The 19,430-nt window shown below is 63.9% G+C and carries 17 protein-coding genes and 1 pseudogene; 7 read left to right on the top strand and 11 right to left on the bottom strand.

Annotated elements, in window-relative coordinates; genetic code table 11:
- The first annotated feature begins 3 nt into the window (after window positions 1-3).
- Window positions 4-1,365, top strand: a complete 1,362-nt coding sequence (locus GBJ34_RS13590) for an MmgE/PrpD family protein (RefSeq protein ID WP_151719749.1) — start codon at window positions 4-6, stop codon at window positions 1,363-1,365.
- Between the two features lie 3 nt (window positions 1,366-1,368).
- Window positions 1,369-1,965 carry a glutathione S-transferase family protein gene (locus tag GBJ34_RS13585; RefSeq protein WP_151719748.1) on the top strand — a complete coding sequence of 199 codons (597 nt, stop codon included), beginning with the start codon at window positions 1,369-1,371 and terminating at the stop codon, window positions 1,963-1,965.
- A 238-nt stretch (window positions 1,966-2,203) separates the two neighbouring features.
- On the opposite strand, the gene GBJ34_RS13580 is transcribed toward GBJ34_RS13585, so the two are convergent.
- The 4 genes from GBJ34_RS13580 to GBJ34_RS13565 are packed head-to-tail and all read right to left on the bottom strand — an operon-like array spanning window position 2,204 to window position 5,754.
- A complete protein-coding gene (locus GBJ34_RS13580; protein ID WP_226341175.1) occupies window positions 2,204-3,118 on the bottom strand; it encodes a sucrase ferredoxin in 915 nt (304 codons plus the stop codon).
- A gap of 4 nt (window positions 3,119-3,122) precedes the next feature.
- Window positions 3,123-4,055 carry a GntR family transcriptional regulator gene (locus GBJ34_RS13575; protein WP_151719747.1) on the bottom strand — a complete coding sequence of 311 codons (933 nt, stop codon included), beginning with the start codon at window positions 4,053-4,055 and terminating at the stop codon, window positions 3,123-3,125.
- 8 nt (window positions 4,056-4,063) lie between these two features.
- Window positions 4,064-4,903: an alpha/beta hydrolase gene (locus GBJ34_RS13570; protein ID WP_151719746.1), complete on the bottom strand. Its 840-nt coding sequence runs from the start codon at window positions 4,901-4,903 to the stop codon at window positions 4,064-4,066.
- Window positions 4,904-4,941: 38 nt separating this feature from the next.
- Window positions 4,942-5,754 (bottom strand): alpha/beta hydrolase, encoded by an 813-nt coding sequence (locus tag GBJ34_RS13565; protein ID WP_151719745.1) that lies wholly within the window; start codon window positions 5,752-5,754, stop codon window positions 4,942-4,944.
- 55 nt (window positions 5,755-5,809) lie between these two features.
- Between GBJ34_RS13565 and GBJ34_RS13560 the strand changes: the two genes are divergently transcribed.
- Window positions 5,810-6,475 carry an FMN-binding negative transcriptional regulator gene (locus GBJ34_RS13560; RefSeq protein ID WP_192931218.1) on the top strand — a complete coding sequence of 222 codons (666 nt, stop codon included), beginning with the start codon at window positions 5,810-5,812 and terminating at the stop codon, window positions 6,473-6,475.
- Between the two features lie 184 nt (window positions 6,476-6,659).
- On the opposite strand, the gene GBJ34_RS13555 is transcribed toward GBJ34_RS13560, so the two are convergent.
- Complete coding sequence (locus tag GBJ34_RS13555; RefSeq protein ID WP_151719743.1) at window positions 6,660-7,577, bottom strand: LysR family transcriptional regulator; 918 nt, start codon at window positions 7,575-7,577, stop codon at window positions 6,660-6,662.
- Window positions 7,578-7,736: 159 nt separating this feature from the next.
- On the opposite strand from GBJ34_RS13555, the gene GBJ34_RS13550 reads away from it, so the two are divergent.
- The 3 genes from GBJ34_RS13550 to ggt all read left to right on the top strand — a co-directional run bounded on the left by GBJ34_RS13550 (window position 7,737) and on the right by ggt (window position 11,146).
- Window positions 7,737-8,669, top strand: coding sequence for a 2-hydroxyacid dehydrogenase (locus tag GBJ34_RS13550; protein WP_151719742.1), 933 nt, complete (start codon window positions 7,737-7,739; stop codon window positions 8,667-8,669).
- A 21-nt stretch (window positions 8,670-8,690) separates the two neighbouring features.
- Entirely contained in the window at window positions 8,691-9,365 is a 675-nt protein-coding gene (locus GBJ34_RS13545; protein WP_151719741.1) for an RraA family protein, read from the top strand.
- 83 nt (window positions 9,366-9,448) lie between these two features.
- A complete protein-coding gene (gene ggt / locus GBJ34_RS13540) occupies window positions 9,449-11,146 on the top strand; it encodes a gamma-glutamyltransferase (RefSeq protein WP_226341174.1) in 1,698 nt (565 codons plus the stop codon).
- 143 nt (window positions 11,147-11,289) lie between these two features.
- Here ggt and GBJ34_RS13535 read toward each other — a convergent pair whose 3' ends face one another.
- Genes GBJ34_RS13535 through GBJ34_RS13510 form a run of 6 tightly spaced genes read right to left on the bottom strand, consistent with a single transcriptional unit; the run spans window position 11,290 to window position 18,313 of the window.
- On the bottom strand, window positions 11,290-12,846 hold the full coding sequence (locus GBJ34_RS13535; protein ID WP_151719740.1) for an ABC transporter substrate-binding protein: 1,557 nt from the start codon (window positions 12,844-12,846) through the stop codon (window positions 11,290-11,292).
- A gap of 29 nt (window positions 12,847-12,875) precedes the next feature.
- On the bottom strand, window positions 12,876-13,739 hold the full coding sequence (locus GBJ34_RS13530) for an alpha/beta hydrolase (protein ID WP_151719739.1): 864 nt from the start codon (window positions 13,737-13,739) through the stop codon (window positions 12,876-12,878).
- Between the two features lie 11 nt (window positions 13,740-13,750).
- Entirely contained in the window at window positions 13,751-15,376 is a 1,626-nt protein-coding gene (locus GBJ34_RS13525; protein ID WP_151719738.1) for an ABC transporter ATP-binding protein, read from the bottom strand.
- A gap of 5 nt (window positions 15,377-15,381) precedes the next feature.
- Complete coding sequence (locus tag GBJ34_RS13520) at window positions 15,382-16,215, bottom strand: ABC transporter permease (protein ID WP_226341173.1); 834 nt, start codon at window positions 16,213-16,215, stop codon at window positions 15,382-15,384.
- The gene (locus tag GBJ34_RS13515) at window positions 16,212-17,153 is read right to left on the bottom strand and encodes an ABC transporter permease (RefSeq protein WP_151719737.1); all 942 of its coding nucleotides are present in this window, start codon (window positions 17,151-17,153) and stop codon (window positions 16,212-16,214) included. Before GBJ34_RS13515 ends, GBJ34_RS13520 begins: the two co-directional genes overlap by 4 nt.
- On the bottom strand, window positions 17,153-18,313 hold the full coding sequence (locus GBJ34_RS13510; protein WP_151719736.1) for a C45 family autoproteolytic acyltransferase/hydolase: 1,161 nt from the start codon (window positions 18,311-18,313) through the stop codon (window positions 17,153-17,155). The genes GBJ34_RS13515 and GBJ34_RS13510 overlap by 1 nt, the downstream gene beginning before the upstream one ends.
- Before the next feature lie 68 nt (window positions 18,314-18,381).
- On the opposite strand from GBJ34_RS13510, the pseudogene GBJ34_RS13505 reads away from it, so the two are divergent.
- Window positions 18,382-19,356 (top strand): annotated as a pseudogene (locus GBJ34_RS13505) (GntR family transcriptional regulator).
- Window positions 19,357-19,430: the final 74 nt, after the last annotated feature.

Below are 19,430 nucleotides of genomic sequence, written 5' to 3'. Positions count from 1 at the left end.
GACATGAGTTTTGCACGCGAACTTTCCCGCCGAGCTCTGGCGATCAACCTTGACACGGTTCCCGCCGAGGCGGTGCATATCGGTCGCCGCGCATTCGCCGATACCGTCGGGGTGGCGCTGGCGGGTGCCGATGCACCCTATCTAGACGCATTGGAGGCCACGCTTGAGATTGGCGCGGCCCCCGGACAGGTGACCCTTTGGGGGCGTGGCGGAAGCCGGGCCTCGGTGCTTCATGCGGCTCTGGTGAATGGCACGGCGGCCCATGCGCTGGATTTCGACGACTGCTCGACCACGATGGGCGGCCATCCGTCTGCGCCGGTGGTGCCGGTGGTTCTGGGGCTGGCCGAAGCCTATGGGGCCACCGCAGGCAAGGCGCTGGAGGCCTGGATCACCGGCGTCGAGGTGGAAACCCGGCTGGCACGCGGGCTCCTGCCGCATCACTATGAGAAGGGCTGGCATCCTACCGCAACTTTGGGCGTGTTTGGTGCCACCGCAGCGGCAGGGCGGATGCTGGATCTGACCGAGGATCAGATGACCACGGCATTGGCGGTGGCGGTGTCGATGGGCTCGGGGCTGAAATCGAATTTCGGCACTCCGGTCAAGCCGCTGCATGTCGGGCAGGCCGCGCATAATGGCATCATGGCCGCGATGGTCTCGCAGCGCGGCATGACGGCCAACCCCGATGCGTTCGAACATAATTACGGCTTTTTCAACCTGTTCAACGGGGCGGGCACCTATGATGCCGATGCGATCCTGTCGGGCTGGGACGGCCCCTTGGAGGTGCTGACCCCCGGCATCGCGATCAAGCAGCACCCCTGCTGCGGCAGCGCGCATTCGGCCATTGACGCGGCGCTGCGGATCGTCGCGCGCGAGGGTCTGCTCCCCGCCGATCAGATCGCCCGGATCGAGACCCGCACCCATGACCGTCGTCTGGCGCATACCAACCGGCCTGCGCCGCGCTCGGGTCTGGATGCCAAATTCAGCGTGCAGTTCCTGACCGCCAAAGCCTTGACCACCGGGCAGATCCGGCTGGCCGATTTCGACGATGCGCGGTTCATGACGGTCGATCTGGCTGCGCTCTTGCCGCATGTCACCGCCTCTGGCCATCACGAGGCGAATGCCTATCTGGGCGAGGTTCGGGTGGTGATGAAAGACGGGCGCGAATTCAGTGCCAGCGCCTCGACCAATTTCGGGCGTGGGCCGTTGAACCCGATGTCGGATGCCGAACTGGGCGCCAAGTTCACCGATTGCGCCGGTGCGCAACTGGGCGCGGCTGCGGCGGGGGTCTATGCGGATTTCCTTGCGCTGCAAGCTGATAGCCCGCTTGGCCCGCTATTGGCGCGGCTGTCCGGCAAGGGGGCGTAAACGATGTTGACGGTCTACGGGCGCACCAATTCGTCGAACAGTGCCAAGGTATTCTGGCTGCTTCAGGAACTTGGTCAGGACTACCGTCTGGTGCCGACGGGGCGTGGCTTTGCCGCCACCAATACGCCGGAGTTTCTGGCACTGAACCCCTTCGGCAAGGTGCCGGTGGTGCAGGATGGGGAAATGGTGGTCTGGGAATCCAACGCCGTGTTGCGCCATCTTGCATCGCGCTTTCCGACCCCGCTCTGGCCTGCCGAGCCAGGGCTGCGCAGCCGGGTCGATGGCTGGATGGACTGGGCCTCGCTGTCGTTGACGCCGCCGCTGACGCGGCTGCGCAAGGCGCGTGCCGCCGGCAAGACCGAGGATACCGACCTTCCGGCGGTGATCGCGGCCTTTGCTGCGCTGGATCGCTGGCTGGCCGGGCACAGCTTCATCGCGGGGGATCGGCTGTCGCTGGCCGACATCACCGCGGCCCCCGCGGTGTATCGCTTTTTCCTGCTACAAGAAGCGGGCACCGGCTTTGCGAACCTTGCCCGCTATGCCGGGCTTTTGGCAGAGTACGGGGGATATCGACACTTTGTTCGCGATGCGCTGTCCTGATGCCGCAGCGGGGTGACCTGACCCGGTTTGGCCATCAGGGGGCGGGTCCATTGCCGCCGCTCTGCAAGGCGGGTGCTGGCGATGGCCGATACCTGCTCCCCTGATCTGGGGATAAAGATCGGAAGCCAACCCTGGGGCCTGATACCCCGTTAGGGCAATCAGGCCGCCGGATGGCGCACAGGGCAGGCACCCGGTGTACTCTCCTGCGTGACCGCCTGCCGCGATACCAGCCTACGGATCAAAGCTGTGCCAGCGCGGCCGCGCGCCAGCGCCGCACGCGGGCGGGCTGCGGATCACGCAGGGTGATACAGCGCGTGTTGACTGCAAGATCGACCAGTTCCAGCATGATCTGCAGCCGGGTGCCGGCAATGGTGACAATCGCCTCTGTGCGGGTGGCCCCGTCCGGCGGGGCCGGGGCCTGTTCAAAGGCAACCTGGCTGGCTATCTGGCCTTGCCGCGCGGCCCAGGTCAGCGCGGCATGTTCGGCCACCTGCGCGGGCGCGGACAGTTCTGGATTGCCGCGCCAGGCTGGCAGATAGGGCTGGTCTGCCCCCAGGGCCGCCAGAAATTCCGGCACCTGTTCGGGGGTCAGATGGCCATAGCGATGGCGAGATGGCAGATGCACCAGCGAGGCGGCAAAGCGACAACCGCCCAGATGGGTTGATTGCAGGATGCGAAAACGGGTGGGGTCTGCGGCGGCGCGGAGCGCGCGAAACGTGGCATGGCCATACCGCGCGCAGCAGGGATCCTGCCGGCCATCTGTGCAGCACAAGATGATCTGGCGCGGGTCGGGTTGACCGTCCAGTTCAGCGCCAAGGGCAAGCCCGGGCAGCAATCGGGCTGCCTCTTGCGCGCTGCACGCGCTGCGGATGCGGCCGCCGGCCGACAAGGCGATATCGTCCCCCTCGACCAATGCGACATGGGCACCATGCGCCGTGGCGGTGCGGATCGCGTCTGAAAGCGCGGGTGGCATATCGCGCGATTGCGCGCGTGGCACGCGCCACGCACCGCGCGGCCAGCGCAGCAAGATATAGCGCGCCGCCGCCTGGCCCATGCCGATCAGCGGCTCCTTGCGCGCCAGCGTCAGGTCGCGACAGAATTGCCGCCCGTTCATAGGCCTAGGCATCGGCCCGGGCATCGGCTCTGGCGTCATGGGCTCAGTCCAGCAGATCGGGTTCGGTCTTGACCCGGCTGAGGTGGCGCACCAGCAGGGCCGCCGCCAGCTTGCGATCCCCCAGCCGAACCGCCTGCAGGATCGCCAGATGGTCGCGCGCCGCGCGGCGCAATCCTGTTTCGGTCAGCGCGGTGAATTCCGTATATTCGGTCATGCGCCGCAGATTGTTTTGCAACTGGATCGCCCGCACCAGAAAGCGGTTTTGCGACCAACTGACCAGCGTTTCGTGAAAGCGGGCATTGGCCTCGAACCACGCGCTGCCTTGCAGATCTTCCAGCGCCACGCCCAGCAAGATGCGCTGTTCGGCCTCGAGCGCGGCAAGTTCGGCGGGATCAGGCCGAAACGTATCTTCCTGAATCGCCCCGCATTCGATGATCGCGCGGAAGGCGTAGCTTTCGTTCACCGATTGCGTGTTGTCGAGACATTCGGTGAAGCGCCAGCCGTGCCCCTCGCGCCGCTCGGCCAGCCCCTCGGAGGAGAGCCGTGTCAGCGTGCGGCGGATCGCGCTGCGGGGCGCGTCCAGCAATTCGAGCAATTCGGCCTCGGTGGTCTCGGCCCCGATGCGGCCACTTGCGCGGGCCTGCAATACCTGACGATAAAGCTGCTCGCCGCCCGACGGGGGGAACAGGTCTTCGGCGACATCGAAATCCTCGATGGCACGGGCGAGGGTAAATCCGCGCGCGTGCTGCGCAAGAAAACCGCGCGCCACGAGATATTGCAGCACCTGTCGCACGGGTGTGCGCGAGATGGCGAATTCCCGCGCGAGGCCCGCATCGGAAATCCGCTCACCCACACTCCAGCGGCCGGCGCGGATCAGGCCGATCAGCTTGTGCGCCACCTCGATCTGCAGCGCGCTCAGCCCCGCTGTTTCGGCATCTTGTGCAGGTGCCTCAAGCGGGCTGGCGGGGGCTGACATTGCGCGGTTTACTCCTGCATCAAGGCATGGGCAAAGAAGTCCTTCACCTTATGCAGCATAGTGCGGTCATCATGCGCAACCCCCGGCACGATGTCATGCCGCACCGAGATACCCTGTGCCTCATAGCTGGCCTTGAGGCTGCGCATCCGGTCGTTGCGGTTTGCCCCTTGCAGATCGGCCCCTTCCATCCACCAGCTATCACCCTTGGCGATGCTGATTTCCCAGGTTTCAAGGTCGTCTCCGCCCACCAGCATCTGGACCGGGACGCGTCGCATCGCCTCCAGATCGATCTCTTTGCCAAAGTGTTTGCCGAAATCGCGCAACCCCACCCACCAGTCATGGTTGAAATCGAGCAAGGTCACGATGCCCGGTGCCCCGATAGAGGCGGCGCGCAGCCGCTCAGGGTGCAGATAGAAGAAACGGTGGGTGAAATGCCCGCCGCCGGAAAAGCCATACATCATGACGCGCGGATCGGGGATGCGGTATTTCTCGCGCATTTCCTCGATCATGTCGATCATGATGAGGTCATAGTCGATGCCGTCCTGGCGCATCGTCTTGTAGGATGACAGATCGCCCGGATAGCAGATATTGACCGGGAACAGCGGGGCCAGCACGATCACGCCATGCGCCTCGGCAAAATCGGCAAAGGCGTCGCGGTAATTCTGCATCCCGCGCTCTGTGCCATGCACGATCACGGCCAGCGGATAGGTCTTGTCACCTTCTTCATCGTAATCTGAGGGGACATAGGCGCAGTAGCTGAATCGCTGGTCCATGCGCGCGGCATAGACCGTGGTATGGCCGAAATCGTAATAGGTCAGGTTCTTGCCATGTCCGGCGACATTGCGCATTTCTTCGCTCCTTGCAGCCCCCTCCGGGGCGAAAAATCCTAGCGGGCTCCCAGCCGGCGCCCAAGTTCCGTGGCCACTTCGCCAAAGGCTGCGGCCGCCCCCGGCGACACCCCGCCCTGTCCCATGAAGTTGTGGATCATGCCCGTCTGGCAGATATAATCCGATGCGGCCCCTGCGGCCTTTGCGGCAAGATGGAAGGCGTGGCCCTGATCGCGCAACGGATCGTGACCGGCGGTGATGACCACATGTGGCGGCATCAGTCCAAGATCCGGGGCCAGCAACGGCGATGCCAGCGGATCAAGCGCGTCCTGCGGGGTGCGCAGATAAAGCTGGCCGAAATGTCGCATCAGCGTGGTGTCGAGAAAGAAGCCGTCGCCATAGGCCGCAACCGAGGGGTAGTCCGGCCCGCCCTCGGGGGTAAAGGGGCGGAAATCCGTCACCGGATAGAGCAGAACGGTGGCCGCAACCGGCTGGCCAGCACGGCCAGCGGCCAGCGCGGCGCTGATTGCCAGATTGGCGCCGGCACTGTCGCCACAAAGGGCGATCCGGCCCTTATCCAGCCCGAGCGCCCCGGCGTTTTCGCGCAACCAGCCTAGCGCGGCCTGGGCGTCAGCCACGGCACAGGGAAACCTGGCCTCGGGGGCGCGGCGATAGTCGACGAACAGGATGTCGACACCCGATTGCTGCGCCAGTTGCCGGGATTGGTTGTCATAGGCATCGGCATCGCCCAGCACAAACCCGCCGCCGTGGAAATAGATTGCCACCGGACGCAGGCCCGCCCCACCCACGCCTTTCCCGGTCGCGGTTCGCGCCCGCTCCAGCATTCTTCCGATATCGGGATCCAGTTGCATGATTGGCCTCAATTGAATTATGAAAGACTATAATGCAAATATTCAAGAGGATGCAATGGAAACCCGTGATCCCCTGATCGCGATGCATGTGCCGCCGCATTTCGGTGCGACAGAGGCGCAGATCCGTGCGCAGATCATCGCAGAGCCGTTTGGCCAGTTGGTGACCTGCGATTCTGCAGGGCTGGCGGCAACGGCAACGCCGTTTCTGTTTGAAAGCGACGGCCCGAATGAAATGTGCCTGCTGGGGCATATGGCAAACCGGAACCCGCAGGCGGCAACATTGCAGGATGGGATGCCGGGTCTGGCGCTTTTCATGGGACCGCAATGCTATGTATCGCCCCGCATGTTTCTGGAATCGGCAGAGTTGCCAACCTGGAATTATATCGCCTGTCAGCTCAGGGGCAGACTGACGCCGATCGATGATGAGGCGGGCAAGCTGGCGGTGCTGGCGCGCACCGCCGCGGTGATGGAGCGTCAGGGCAACCCCTGGTCGCTGGCCGAGGCTGACATGGCGCGGGTCACCCGTCTGTTGCCGCATATCCGTGGCTTTCGCCTGACGGTGGAGCGTCTGGAAGGCGCACGGCGGCTGAACCAGAACAAGCCCGCATCCGAGCGCAACAATATCATGACCGGGTTGTTCGACAGCGGTGCTGGCGACAGCTATCGTATCGCCGGGCTGATGGCGGCAGACCTGGGCACCCTCGCATCGGCCCGCGTCTGACACCTTCATGCCGGTGCTGCCGGGGCAGGGAGGGCATCCAACGGGCATCGCCGGGCATCTGATATCGGCGTGGATGGCAGATCTGCTTTCGCTCGGGGGCGACTGCCGAGGAAATTGACGGGTTCTGTCCCACGCTGCCCCGCGCTTGCGGCAGCCGATCCCATGCCCTGCAGGTATTGGCCGGTCAGCCTTCTGAAAAGCGCATGTAGCGCGGATGGGCGCGGCACCATTCCTCGGCTGCGAGACGCGCAAGGGCAAGCGCCGCTTCGGCCTGCGCCCGGCGCGCCTTGTTGAGATGGACACAGCGCACATCCATCGGGGCCAGTTGCACGGTTGCCGGCACCTCGACCAGCAGGCCATTGGCCAATTCGCGTTCGACCGCCGCAAGGGGCATCGCGGCAACGCCATATCCGGCGCGCACCATATCGCTGATCATGCCCAGAGAATTCGCCATATGGCGCGCCTTGGGGCGGCGGCGGGTCTCTCCGATCATCTCGGCGACCGGCGCATATAGCGGCGAGCTGCGCGGATAAAGCACCAGCGGCAATTCGCGCAATTCGCCGGGGGTCAGCGGGCGGGTCAGTGTGCCGACCACATCGGGGCGCGCCACCCAGCCCACATGATACTGCACCGAAAAGCTGCCGCCGACCTGTGGCAGACCGGCTTCGCCGGTGACAAAGGCAAGATCTATGGCCCCCGAGCGGATCAGCGGATTGAGATCGGCATTGCCGCCGGAGATGAAATCGACCAGCTCGTCCGGGCGTTCGGCCGCGAGCTTGCGGCGCAGCGTGACCCCCCAGCTTAGCGTGACCATCCCGACCAGCCCGATGGTCAGGCGACGCTTCTGGCTGTCCTTCATCCGGGTGGCCAGCTGCTCGGCGAGATTGAGGAAGTTTTCGGCGAATTCCGCCACCACCTGTCCTTGATCGGTCAGCGTGAAATTGCTGGCTTGCCGATCGAGAAGTGGCGCGCCAATGCTGTCCTCAAGCCCCGAGATGCGCGCCGAAATGGCCGGCTGCGTCAGGCCGACATGATCCGCAACCTTCTGAAAGTTCTCTAGTTTTGTTAGCCAGTAGAACGCTTCCAGTTGTTTGAGATTCACGCCAGCCGCCCCGTTAACACCGCTCGGTGCTCTTCATAAATTTTTTCTATGGCTGGGACCAGATTTTTTGCTTTGACCTGCCATGACCGCAGGCTTGATATGCTTGCGGACCCCTGCGGCGCATGATGGTGCCAAGGGGATGAGCGACAAGGACGAGCCATGACGATTGCCGTTTATCTGCCCGCGGCCAGCAGCACGCAGAACTGGTGCCAGATGCTGGGCGACCTTATGCCGGATTGGGACATCCGTGCCTTTGACCAGATCGAGGATCCCGCATCGGTCACTTATGCGGTGGTCTGGCGTCCGCGCGTAGGCGATCTGGCGCGGTTCCCGAACCTGAAGGCAATCGTATCGATTGGCGCGGGGATCGATCATGTGTTGCTCGATACCGAAGTGCCGCGCCATGTGCCGGTGATCCGCACCGTCGGCACCGACCTGACCCAGCTGATGAAGGAATATGTCGCGCTGCACACGCTGCGAATGCACCGTAACCTGCCCCAGATGCAGGCCAATCAGGCCGCCTCGAAATGGGATGCAATCGTTGTTCCGCCCGCGCCCGAGCGGCGGGTTGGCGTGATGGGGCTTGGCAATCTCGGGGCTGCCTCGGCCCAGCTTCTGGCGCAGATCGGGTTCCAGACGGTCGGGTGGTCGCGCTCCCCCAAGGAGATCGGGGGGATCACCACCTATGCGGGCATGGCGGGCCTGCCGGATTTTCTGGCCGGGACCGAGGTCCTGGTCTGTCTGCTGCCGCTGACCGACAGCACGCGCGGCATTCTGGATGCCAATGTCTTCAATCAATTGCAGCGCGGTGCCAGCATCATCAATGCAGCACGCGGGCCGCATCTGGTGGATAGCGATCTGCTGGCGGCGCTGGAATCTGGCCAGGTCTCGCACGCCACACTGGATGTGTTCCATATCGAGCCGCTGCCGGTGGATCACCCGTTCTGGAGCCATCCGAAGATCACCATCACGCCGCATGTTGCCTCGATGATCGACGCCCCGACCGGCAGCAAGATCATCGCGCGCAACCTGCGCCTGTTTGATCAGACCGGCAGCGTGCCCGATCTGGCCGATGTCGCGCGCGGCTATTGAGACGCGACCAAGGAGGACGTCATGAATTATACGATCAATCCGATGCCGCCGCAGATCCCGCAAGACACGTTGGACCTGCTGGCCCAAGTCGAAACGGCGACGCTGGGTCATTGGCGTCATTTCGGCTTCCTGCACCGTTCCATCCAGCCGCTGATCCCGCGTCGCCGGGTGGTCGGCACCGCCGTCACCATTGCGATTCCGGGGCCGGATTCGACGCTGCTGCACCACCTGATGGGCATGATCCGTCCGGGCGATTTCATCATCGTTGATCGGCTGCATGATGATCGGCACGCCTGCTGGGGCGGCGGAGTGACCGTGGCTGCCAAGGCCGCGGGGGCTGCGGGGGCCGTGGTGGACGGGCCCTGCACGGATCTTGAGGAAATCGTGACCTCGGACTTTCCGATGTGGTGCCTTGGCATGTCGCCGATCACGACCCGGATCTATGATCTGGGCGGCGCGATCAACGTTCCGGTCAGCGTCGGCAATACGGCGGTGATGCCGGGTTGGGCGGTGCTGGCCGATGAAAGCGGCGTGCTCGTACTGCCACCCGAAGACGTGCGCGCCGAGGCCGAAAAGGCCATCGCGACCCAGACCCGGGGTAAAGTGCGTGAGGCCAGCCTGCGCACCGATGGTGTCAAACTCGGGGATCTTTCGGGGGCGAGTGCCAAGGTCCTGGCCAAGCTGGCCGCGGGTTGATCCCCGGCTGCTGATTCCTTTACGGCGGTGCGCCGATCCTGCGCGCTGAAGAATTGCAATGTCCCGCAACCGGAGCCCAAGCCGTGACGACCCTGCCCTTCACCTGTGAAAAGACCTCAGCCCATGGTGCAGGGGGCATGGTCGTGACCAACCACCCGCTGGGGACAGCCGCCGGTGCCGAGATGCTGGCGGCGGGTGGCAATGCCATAGATGCGGCGGTGGCCGCCCTGCTGGCGCTGACGGTGGTGGAGCCGATGATGGTCGGCATCGCGGGCGGGGGGCTGTCGCATATACGAATGGCGGATGGCCGCTCGATCGTCTTTGACGGCTTGGCGCAGGCTGCGGCCGGGATGCATCCCGAGATCTACACCCCCGTCGCGGATGAAGGACCTGCTTACATGGATGCGCTGGATCGGCGCAATCTGGTCGGCCCTTCGGCGGTTGCGGTGCCGGGCAACCTTGCTGGCTGGGCGCAGATGCACAGGCGTTTTGGGATATTGCCTTGGGCCGATGTGGTTGAACCCGCGATCCGCTACGCCGCGCGCGGCTTTCAGGTCACGCCCTATCTGGCCGGTGCGATTGCCGAAAATGCTGCCGATCTGGGGCAGGATCGCGCAGCTTCTGCGCTGTTTCTGCCGGGTGGAACGGCAATCGCGGCAGGGGCACGGCTGGTCATGGGCGATTACGCCGAAAGCCTGCGCCTGATCCAGACCGAGGGGGCGGCGGCGCTTCATGGGGGCGCGCTTGGGGCGGCGCTGGTCGCCAGCATGGCGAAAGGAGCGGGTTCGGGCTGGCTGACGCTGGAGGATCTGCGCAGCTATGCGGCACTGGAGCGGGCACCGCTGGTCGGGCAGTATCGCGGCTATCAGATCGTCGGGCCGCCGCCACCTGCCTCGTCGGGGGTGCATATCCCGCAGATGTTGAACATGCTGGCGGGGTTCGATGTTGCGGCCATGGGCTTCGGCACGCCCGAAAGCCTGCATCTGCTGGCCGAGGTGATCCGCATCGCCTTTGCCGACCGCCGCGCCCATTCCGGGGATCCGGCCTTTATCGATGTGCCGGTGGAGCGGTTGATGTCTCAAGCCCATGCCGAAGCGTGCCGTGCCCAGATCCGGCCGCAGGCGGGGCTGCGCATCGCCCCCGCCGCCGGACGCGAAAGCCGTGATACAACCCATGTCACCATTGCAGATCGGGACGGCAATATCGTCACCGCAACCCATACGATCAACGGCTTGTTCGGCGCGCGCTACATCGTTCCGGGCACCGGGATCATCCCAAACAACTACATGTCGAACTTTGATCCGCATCCCGGCAAGGCCCTTTCGGTGCAGCCGGGCAAGCGGGTGCCGACATCGATGGCACCGATGATCGTGCTGCGCGACGATCAGCCGGTCTGGGCACTTGGGCTGCCCGGGGGGCTGCGCATCTTCCCCTCGGCGCTGCAGGCCATTGTCAATCTGATCGATCACCGGATGCCCCTGCAGGCGGCGGTCGAAGCCCCGCGCCTTTGGACCCAGGGCGCAGAGATCGAGATTGAGCAAGGCCATGCAGGCCAATTGGCCGCGCTGCAGGCGATGGGCCATGATGTGCGGGTGATGCCCCATATCGGCGGCGGCATGAACGCCATTGCCTTTGGCCATGCGGGCGCGATGGAGGGTGCCGCCTGCTGGCGTGCCGATGGCACGGTTGCGGCCCTTGCCGGTGGTCCGGCGCGGCCGGGCATCCGCTTCTGGCCCGATCGCGCCCCGGAATCGCGCCCGGACAAGCCTAAACAGGCCTGATCGTTCGAACATCGAAAAATGGCACCGGAACCATTCCGGTGCCATTTCCATTTTCGGGACAAGCGTCGATGCTCAGGGCTTTGGCGCATTGACCCGCCATGCCCGTTTTGGGCGGGAGGCTGCGGCCCCCCGCGCGCCGTGCCTCAGTTGACCTTGGACACGCCCCATGCCCGGGTGCGCCCGCCGGGCCAGACGGTATAGCCGTTGACCGATTTGCTGACCGCATCGACCAGCGGCACATACATCAGCCCCATGACGGCAAGATCTTCGACCAGCAGGCCATGCAGCTCCCGGAACAGGTTCTGGCGTGCTTGCGGATCGGCTTCCTTGGTCGAACGGATATAGAGATCCATCGCGGCCGGGTTTTCCCACTGGGCCGAGGCATCCGTGGCCTTGTCGCCAAGGAACACGCCATAAAGCAGCGACGGGTCCAGTCGCGGCGAGTAGCTGAAGGATTGCAGCTGGAACTTGCCGTTGGAATAGTTGTCGAGCTGCGTGGCCCAGTCCAGCACCTCAAGCTGGGCATTGATGCCTGCGGCCTGCAGCATAGCCTGCGCCACGACCGCGACCTCATACATGTTCTGATAACGGGTATTGGTCTGGATGGTGATCGGCTGGTTCTTGTATCCGGCTTCGGCCAGAAGGGCCTTGGCGGCCGCCACATCATAGCGCGGCCAGTTCAGGAAGCTCTCGTCAAAGAAGGTCGAGGCATTGGGCACCATCGAGGGGTTGAAGCTGGACAGTCCGCTTGAGCGCAGCTTGGCGATCTGTTCAAAGTCGATGGCCTGAATGATCGCCTTGCGCATCCGCACATCCGACAGCAGCGGATCGTCGGTCTGCACCAGAAGCACCTGAAAACCGAGACCGTCGCCGGTGACGATGGCCGCGCCATTCTTTTCGGCCTCGCCGATATTGGCGGGTTCGAGATCGGGCAGCACGTCGATCTGCCCGGCATAAAGTGCGGATTCAGCTGCGGCGGTATCGGGAACGGTCAGGAAGCGGACGGCATCGACATAGGCTGTGCGATCCCCGGCATAGCCCGACATCGGGGTCTTGAGCGGGACGTAATCTGCAAAGCGCTCCAGTTGCAAATACTGGCCGCGTTTCCACTCGCCCATGCGGAAGGGCCCCGACCCGATCGGCGCCTCAGTGTTCCAGGTGCCATCAGCCGACATGCTGTCGGGATGCGCGACCCAGCCATTGCACTGGATATTGGCCAATTGTGCAAGGAACAGGGCATTCGGTTCATTGATGGTGAAGACCACGGTGCGATCATCGGTTGCGGTGATCGATTCAACCTTCAGCCCCTGCGTGCCGTCGAAATACGGATTGCAGAACCAGTCGCTGCCGGCGGCGACGCGGCGGTCCCAGTTCCAGATCACATCCTGTGCGGTGACCGGCGCACCATTGTGGAACCTCGCCCCTTCGCGCAGCGTGAACGTATAGGTGCGGCCATCATCCGACAGCGTCCAGCTTTCGGCCAGCAGCGGTCCGATCGTCAGATCGTCCTTATAGGCGACCAGGGTTTCAAAGATATGGTGCATGACCATATCGGTATTGCCATCGCGGTTCAGGCCATCGGTGGCGCGGATGTCCGAGTTCAGCCGGATGGTCAAGGTGCCCCCGGTCTGTTGCGCCAGGACAGCGCCGACGCCGAATGTGGCAAGCCCGGCGGCAAGGATGACGGATTTCCAGTTCATGGTGTTTCCCTGTTGTTTGGTGTCCGCTGTTATGTCGGTCTGCGCAGGCCGCGGCGGTTCGCGTCCAGCACAGTCGTGAAAAACTCTTGCACCGTCCCCAGCATGGGCGTGTCGTTATGCGCGGTGCCGGGGATGATGTCGTGGCGCACGGCGATGCCATGGCTGGCAAGGCTCGCCTTCAGGCTGAGCAGCCGGTCGTTGCGGTCGATGCCCGCGATATTAGCGTCGGGCATCCACAGCGGATCATCGGGTTGGATGGTGATTTCCCATGTCTCGCGATCCTCCGCGCCGACGATCAGTTGCACCGGCACCTGGCGGATGGCGTCAAGGTCAAGTGCCTTGCCGAAACGATCCTGGAAGTCACGCACGCCGACCCAGAAATCGCGGCTTTGGTCAAGCAGCGTCACCATGCCCGGCGCGCCGACCGAGGCTGCCAAAAGCCGTTCGGGGTGCAGATAGAGAAAGCGGTGCGTGAAATGCCCGCCGCCCGAAAAGCCATACATCATGACGCGCCGGTCGGGGATGCTATATTTCTCGCGCATTTCCTCGATCATGTCGAGCAGGATCAGATCGTAATCCACCCCGCCATGGCGCAGGAACTTGTAGCTCGAAAGGTCTCCGGGAAAGCACAGGTTCACCGGAAACAGCGGTGCCAGCACGATGACACCATGCGCTTCGGCAAAGGCCGCAAAGCTGTCACGATACCGGGTCATGCCGCGCGCGGTGCCGTGGATCAGCACCACCAGAGGATAGTCCTTGTCGCCATCCTCGTCATAATCGGCGGGGATATAGGCACAGTAGCTGCAGCGCGGGTCGCGGCGCGCGGCATAGACGGTGGTATGGCCGAAATCGTAATAGCTGAGGGATTTGCCGTGACCTTGAACATTGCGCATTGCCGGGTCCCCTAGGCCATGACCGCGCCGAAGCTGCGGTCGATCAGCATCGCCGCATCCAGCAGCCGCCGCGTATAGTCGTGCTGGGGGGTGTCAAAGATCTCGTCCCGTGTCCCCATTTCGACGATAAGCCCGTTTTCCATCACCGCGACGCGGTCGGCGACCTGTTCGACCGCGCCAAGATCATGCGACACGAAAAGACAGGCGAAGCCGTGCTTGTCCTGCAAGGCCCGGATCAGCCGCAGGATCTGCTTTTGCACTGTCATATCCAGCGCCGAGACCGGCTCATCCGCCACCACAAAGGCCGGGTTGCGCACGATGGCGCGGGCAATGGCCACGCGCTGGCGTTGCCCGCCCGAAAGCTGATGTGGCAGGCGATCGGCCAGGGCCCATGGAAGCCCGACCTCTTCGAACACCGCGCGCACGCGATCGCGGCGGTCGGCCGCAGTCATCGCCTTGTCCAGCAGCAGCGGTTCGGCCACCACTTTTTCGATGCGTTGGCGTGGATCGAGCGAAGAGTAGGGGTCTTGGAAAACGATCTGCATCCGCGCGCGCAACCGCGCGGTTTCCGGCCCCGCTTGCAGCAGGTCGTGGCCCTGATAGCGGATGGCCCCGGCACTGGGCCGCACAAGCCCGACAATGGCGCGCCCGATGGTGGTCTTGCCGGAGCCAGAAGCCCCGACAAGCGCCAGCGTCTCGCCGCTGCCGATGGTCAGATCGACGCCATGGACGGCGCGTTTGGGCGGGTCGCGGCGCAAGAACCGCTCGCGCCCCGGGTAATCGATGACGACCCCCTGCACTTCGATCAGCGCCGGGCGCGCGGTGGTGTCGCGGCTGCCACCTTCGGCGCGGCGTGGCAGCGCATCGATCAGGCTTTTGGTATAGGGATGCGCCGGGGCCGTTAGCACTTTGGCGCTGCGGCCCTGTTCCACCGCGATACCTGACTGCATGACCACGACGCTAGGGGCGTATTTCGCCACCATGCCGAGATCATGACTGATCAGCAGAACGCCGGTGCCCTGCTCTTGGGTCAGTTCGACCATCAGATCCAGCACATCGCGTTGCACCAGCGTATCCAGTGCCGTGGTCGGTTCATCCGCGATCAGCAATTCGGGCTTCAGCAGCATGACCGAGGCCAGCATGATCCGCTGCCGCATCCCGCCCGAAAATTCGTGCGGCCAGGCCGCCAGGCATTTGGCAGGGTCCTTGATACGGATGCGTTCCAGCATCGCAAGGCTGCGGTCGCGGATCTCTGCATCCGACAGGCGGTGATGCAGACGCAATGCCTCGGCCATCTGTTTGCCGATCTGCATGGCGGGGTTCAGCGAAACCATCGGCTCCTGAAACACCATGCCGATGCGCGCGCCGCGCACCTTGCACATCTCGTGGTCCGACAGCGTCAGCAGTTCGCTGCCTTTCAGGCGGATCGAACTGCCCTCGACCGGCATCAACGGCGCAGGCAGCAGGCGCAACACCGAGCGCGCGGCCATGGTCTTGCCCGACCCGCTTTCGCCAACAAGAGCCAGCATCTCGCCCGGGGCAATGTCAAAGGACAGGTCGCGCACCACCGGCGGCAGGGTCCGACCCGGGCGCACCGTCAGGTTGCGCACTGAAAGCAGCGGGGGCTGCGCATTCATCGGCATCATCCTTGCATCTTGGGGTCAAGCCAGTCGCGGACCGCATCGCCAAACATGTTCACCCCGAGCAGCGTCACAGAGATGCAAAGTCCCGGCAGAAAGATCAGATGCGGTGCCTGCCCGGCATAGGGCCTTGCGGTCGACAGCATGTTGCCCCAGCTGGGTTCTGGTGGCGGCACGCCAAGCCCGAGGAAGCTGAGCGCGCTTTCCGCCAGGATCACCCAGCCGAACATCGTGGTCGCAAGCACTGTCACCGGCGCCAGGCAGTTGGGCAGGATATGGCGAAACATCGTGGTCAGTTCGGAATTGCCCATCACGCGTGAGGCTTCGACGAATTCGCGCTCGCGCAGCGAAAGCACCGTGCCGCGCACAACCCGCACCACCACGGGCATATAGGCCAGACCCAGGGCGATGATGATCCCTTGCCGGCTGGCCCCAAAGACCGCCATGAACCCAAGCGCCAGCAACAGGCCCGGAAAGGCCAGCAGAGCATCGTTGAACATCATCAGGACCCGATCGACCCAGCCGCGCAGAAAGCCCGCCAGAATGCCGATGGCCAAGCCACCAGCCACCGCAAAACAGGTGGTGAAAAACGCGATCCAGATGCTGGTGCGCGCGCCATGGATCAGCCTCAGCATCACATCGCGGCCAAACTCGTCGCCGCCGAGCGGATGCCCGGACATCGGTCCCTTGAGCCTTGCGGCGAAATCCAGCGCCATCGGATCGCCCGAGACCAGCAGCGGACCGAAGATCGCGATCAGCACCACGCTGCCAAGGATCAGCGCCCCCAGCAGTCCGTTCAGCCGCAGGGCGGGCATTTTCAGGCCAAGCACGCTCATGCCGTCACCCGCGGATCAAGCAGCGGATAGATCAGGTCAACCAGCAGGTTCACCGCGACATAAAGGAATGCGATGAACAGCATACAGCCCTGCACCACCGGATAGTCGCGCGCAAAAATCCCGTCGATCAGCATCCGGCCAAGTCCGGGGATGGTGAAGACGGTTTCGGTGACCGCGATATTCGCGAGCAGGCTGCCAAGGATCAGCCCGATCAGGGTCCAGGTCGGCGCGAAGGCGTTGCGAAAGGCGTGCCGCCACATCACCGCACGTTCGGACAGGCCCTTGGCGCGGGCATGGGTGATGTATTCCAGCCGCGCCACCTCGATCGTGCTGGCACGCGCCATGCGGGTGATGGCACCCGCCTCGACCATCACCAGCGTCATCACTGGCATGATGAGGTAAAGCAATCCGTCCCCCAGATTGTCTGCGACCGACACATAGCCCACCACCGGCAACCATCCGAGCCAGAGCCCGAAGATTGTCAGCAGCATCAATCCCAGCCAGAAGCTGGGGATCGACAGGAACAGGGTCGCGGTGCCGACGATCATCACATCGCTCAGACGGTTTTGCCGCCATGCCGCGATCATCCCGGCCGGGACCGCGATCAGTGATGCGAACAACACCGCCACCAGCACCACCGTGGCCGAGACCGAAAATCGCTCGAAGATCAATGGCAGCACCGCTTCGCCGGTGGCGGTGGACTTGCCGAAGTCGCCGGTCAGCACATTCCCCAACCATGTGGCGAATTGCACCGGCAGCGGTTTGTCCAGCCCCATGCGCGCGCGCAGTTCCTCAAGCTGGCCGGGCTGGGCCATATCCCCCAGCATCAGGGCCGCCGGATCGCCCGGAATGATCCGCATCAATGCGAAGATCGCCATGGTGACGATCAACATCGTCGGGATCGCGCTCAGAATCCGCGTGAGCAGGAAGCGCAGCATCAGCCCGCCTCCGCCAGACGGCCATTGGCAAATCTTGCCTGCATCTCGGGGTCCATCGCCAGTTCGTAGCGGGTGAAGTTGCGCTGAACGGCTGGCAGCGGTGCCACTTCCATCACCCCAAGCGCCGGATCGCAGAGGATCATGGCAACCGTGGCCGAGAGGTTGTCGACACCCTCTCGGGTCAGGGGCGCGCGACAGACCGCCAAAGGTGCCCCGAAACGGTCGAACAGCGCCGCCTTCAGGTCATCCATCGTGATATCGCCATGCCGCGCCATCAGCCGCTTTTCGACCCGGTGATCCCGATAGAGGCTGTCGGGCACCTGCGCCAAGCCCGTCTCGCGCAGCTTGCTCAGCGCCACCTGGCTTTGCCAATGATTGGCATGGACGATCATGTCGTTCCTGGGGAACAGGGTGAACGCCTCGTCTGGGGCACATTCCAGGTCGACGGCGTGTCCCTCGGCGGTCGAGAGCATCATGTTGTTCGACCCGGATTTCGGTGTGATCGCCACCACCCGCAGCGACATCGCATAGGATGCCGCTTCAAGCGCGCGGCGGCGGATGAAGGGCAGGGGGATGCCGATCTCGCGGTAGTCGCGTTCGCATTCCAGATAATTGGCGGTGATGGTGGTGCCGATCGAGTTGAAGCCGCTGCGCGCCAGGCCGCCGGCCTCGGTAAATGTCAGGATCGAAGGGCCGTCTTCGCGCTCGATCTTCAGCACGACCGAAGTGTCGGTGCATTCCGATTTCCAGTCCCAGTTCTGGCCATGGAGCAGCCGCCCCTCGCGGGTGGCTTCGGGCAGGATCACCGCGCCGGTGCAACCATCGGGCTCGTCTTCGGGCAGGTTCTTCTCGCGCCGGGCCAGTTGCAGCACCTCGGTGCGGGCATTGACCAGCACCACGGTGGTCAGGTCCACGGCGGCCCCGCGGGCGATGCCTTCCATCTCCTCGACCAGATCCGGTGCCCAATCGCGGATGCGCGGCAAGAAGGTCTGCACCAGCCGCGCCACCTCTGTGCGGTCATAGCCCAGTCGGCCCAGCTGCGCTTCATAATGCCCTGCAGAAAGGCGGACGCGCTCGCGCGCCTGCTCACCATAGCTTTCGCCACGCGCTTTCGGCGCCCCGCGGACCTCGATCAGCGGAAAGGCGGTGACCTCTGTCATCTTCGAGATTCCCTGTTGTATTCTTTCTCACAGGTTATTGAATTTTGATCATATGAAAAGCGAAAATTTTGCCATTTGAGAAATCTGTTGATTTTACGCCCTTGCAGAATGCAATTTGTTCCAATCCGCACAGGAGCATTGCATTGACCCCAGACGCCCGGACTGACGATCAGGACGACCTGCCCAGTGACCTTCAGATCGAGGTCGCGCGGCGCATTCTGCAACGGATCCGCGACCTTGGGCTGAGCCCGGGCACCCGGCTGTCGACCACCGATCTGGCCCGCAGCTTTGGTGTGTCACGCTCGCCGGTCGCCGCGGCGCTGGATCTGTTGGCCGAAAAGGGGGTCGTGACGCCAGCGGGGGGGCGCGGCATGGCGGTCGCGCGTGACATCACGGGTGAATCGATTACGGATCTGTTGCCCAGCTCGCCCGCCGAAGCCCTGTATCAGCAGATCATGCGCGACCGTGCGGCGGGGCTTTTGCCGCAAGAGGTGTCGGAAGCCGAATTGCTTCCACGCTATGGGGAATCGCGCGGGCTGATCCGCAAGCTGTTGATGCGCTTTGCCGCCGAGGGCTTGGCACGGCGTTTGCCGGGTCATGGCTGGCGGTTCGTGGATTCGCTGGAGACCGACGCCGATTACGCGGCCAGCTACGAATTCCGCATCATCGTCGAATGCGCGGCCCTGCAGACGCCGGGGTTCTCCGCCGATCCTGAACAGATCCGCCAGATCCGCCGCGCACATGAACTGGTGCGAGAGGCGCCGCCGAACTCGGTCGGAAGTGACGAATGGTTCCGCGTCAACGCCAATTTTCACGAAACCATCGCCTCATGGTCCGGCAACCGCTTTCTCCATGAGGCGATCCAGCGCCAGAACAATCTGCGCCGGATGCAGGAAACGGTCTATTATCAGGTGCTTGGCCCGGATCGATTGCAGTAATCCTGCAACGAACATATTGCCATTCTTGATGCGATCGAAGCCGGCAAGATCGACTGGGCTGCGGCCCTGTTGCGCCAGCATCTGCGCAACGCTGCCGACAGCTAGCCCGCCAGCCGCCGATGACAGCCCTCAGGCTGTCCCAGATGGCGCGTCGTTGGCGAAGGCGGGATGGGGCCGGC

Source organism: Gemmobacter serpentinus (assembly GCF_008973825.1).
GTDB lineage: Bacteria > Pseudomonadota > Alphaproteobacteria > Rhodobacterales > Rhodobacteraceae > Gemmobacter > Gemmobacter serpentinus.
The sequence above is the reverse complement of the archived record's forward strand: the minus strand, read 5'-3'. Positions and strand labels throughout refer to the sequence as shown.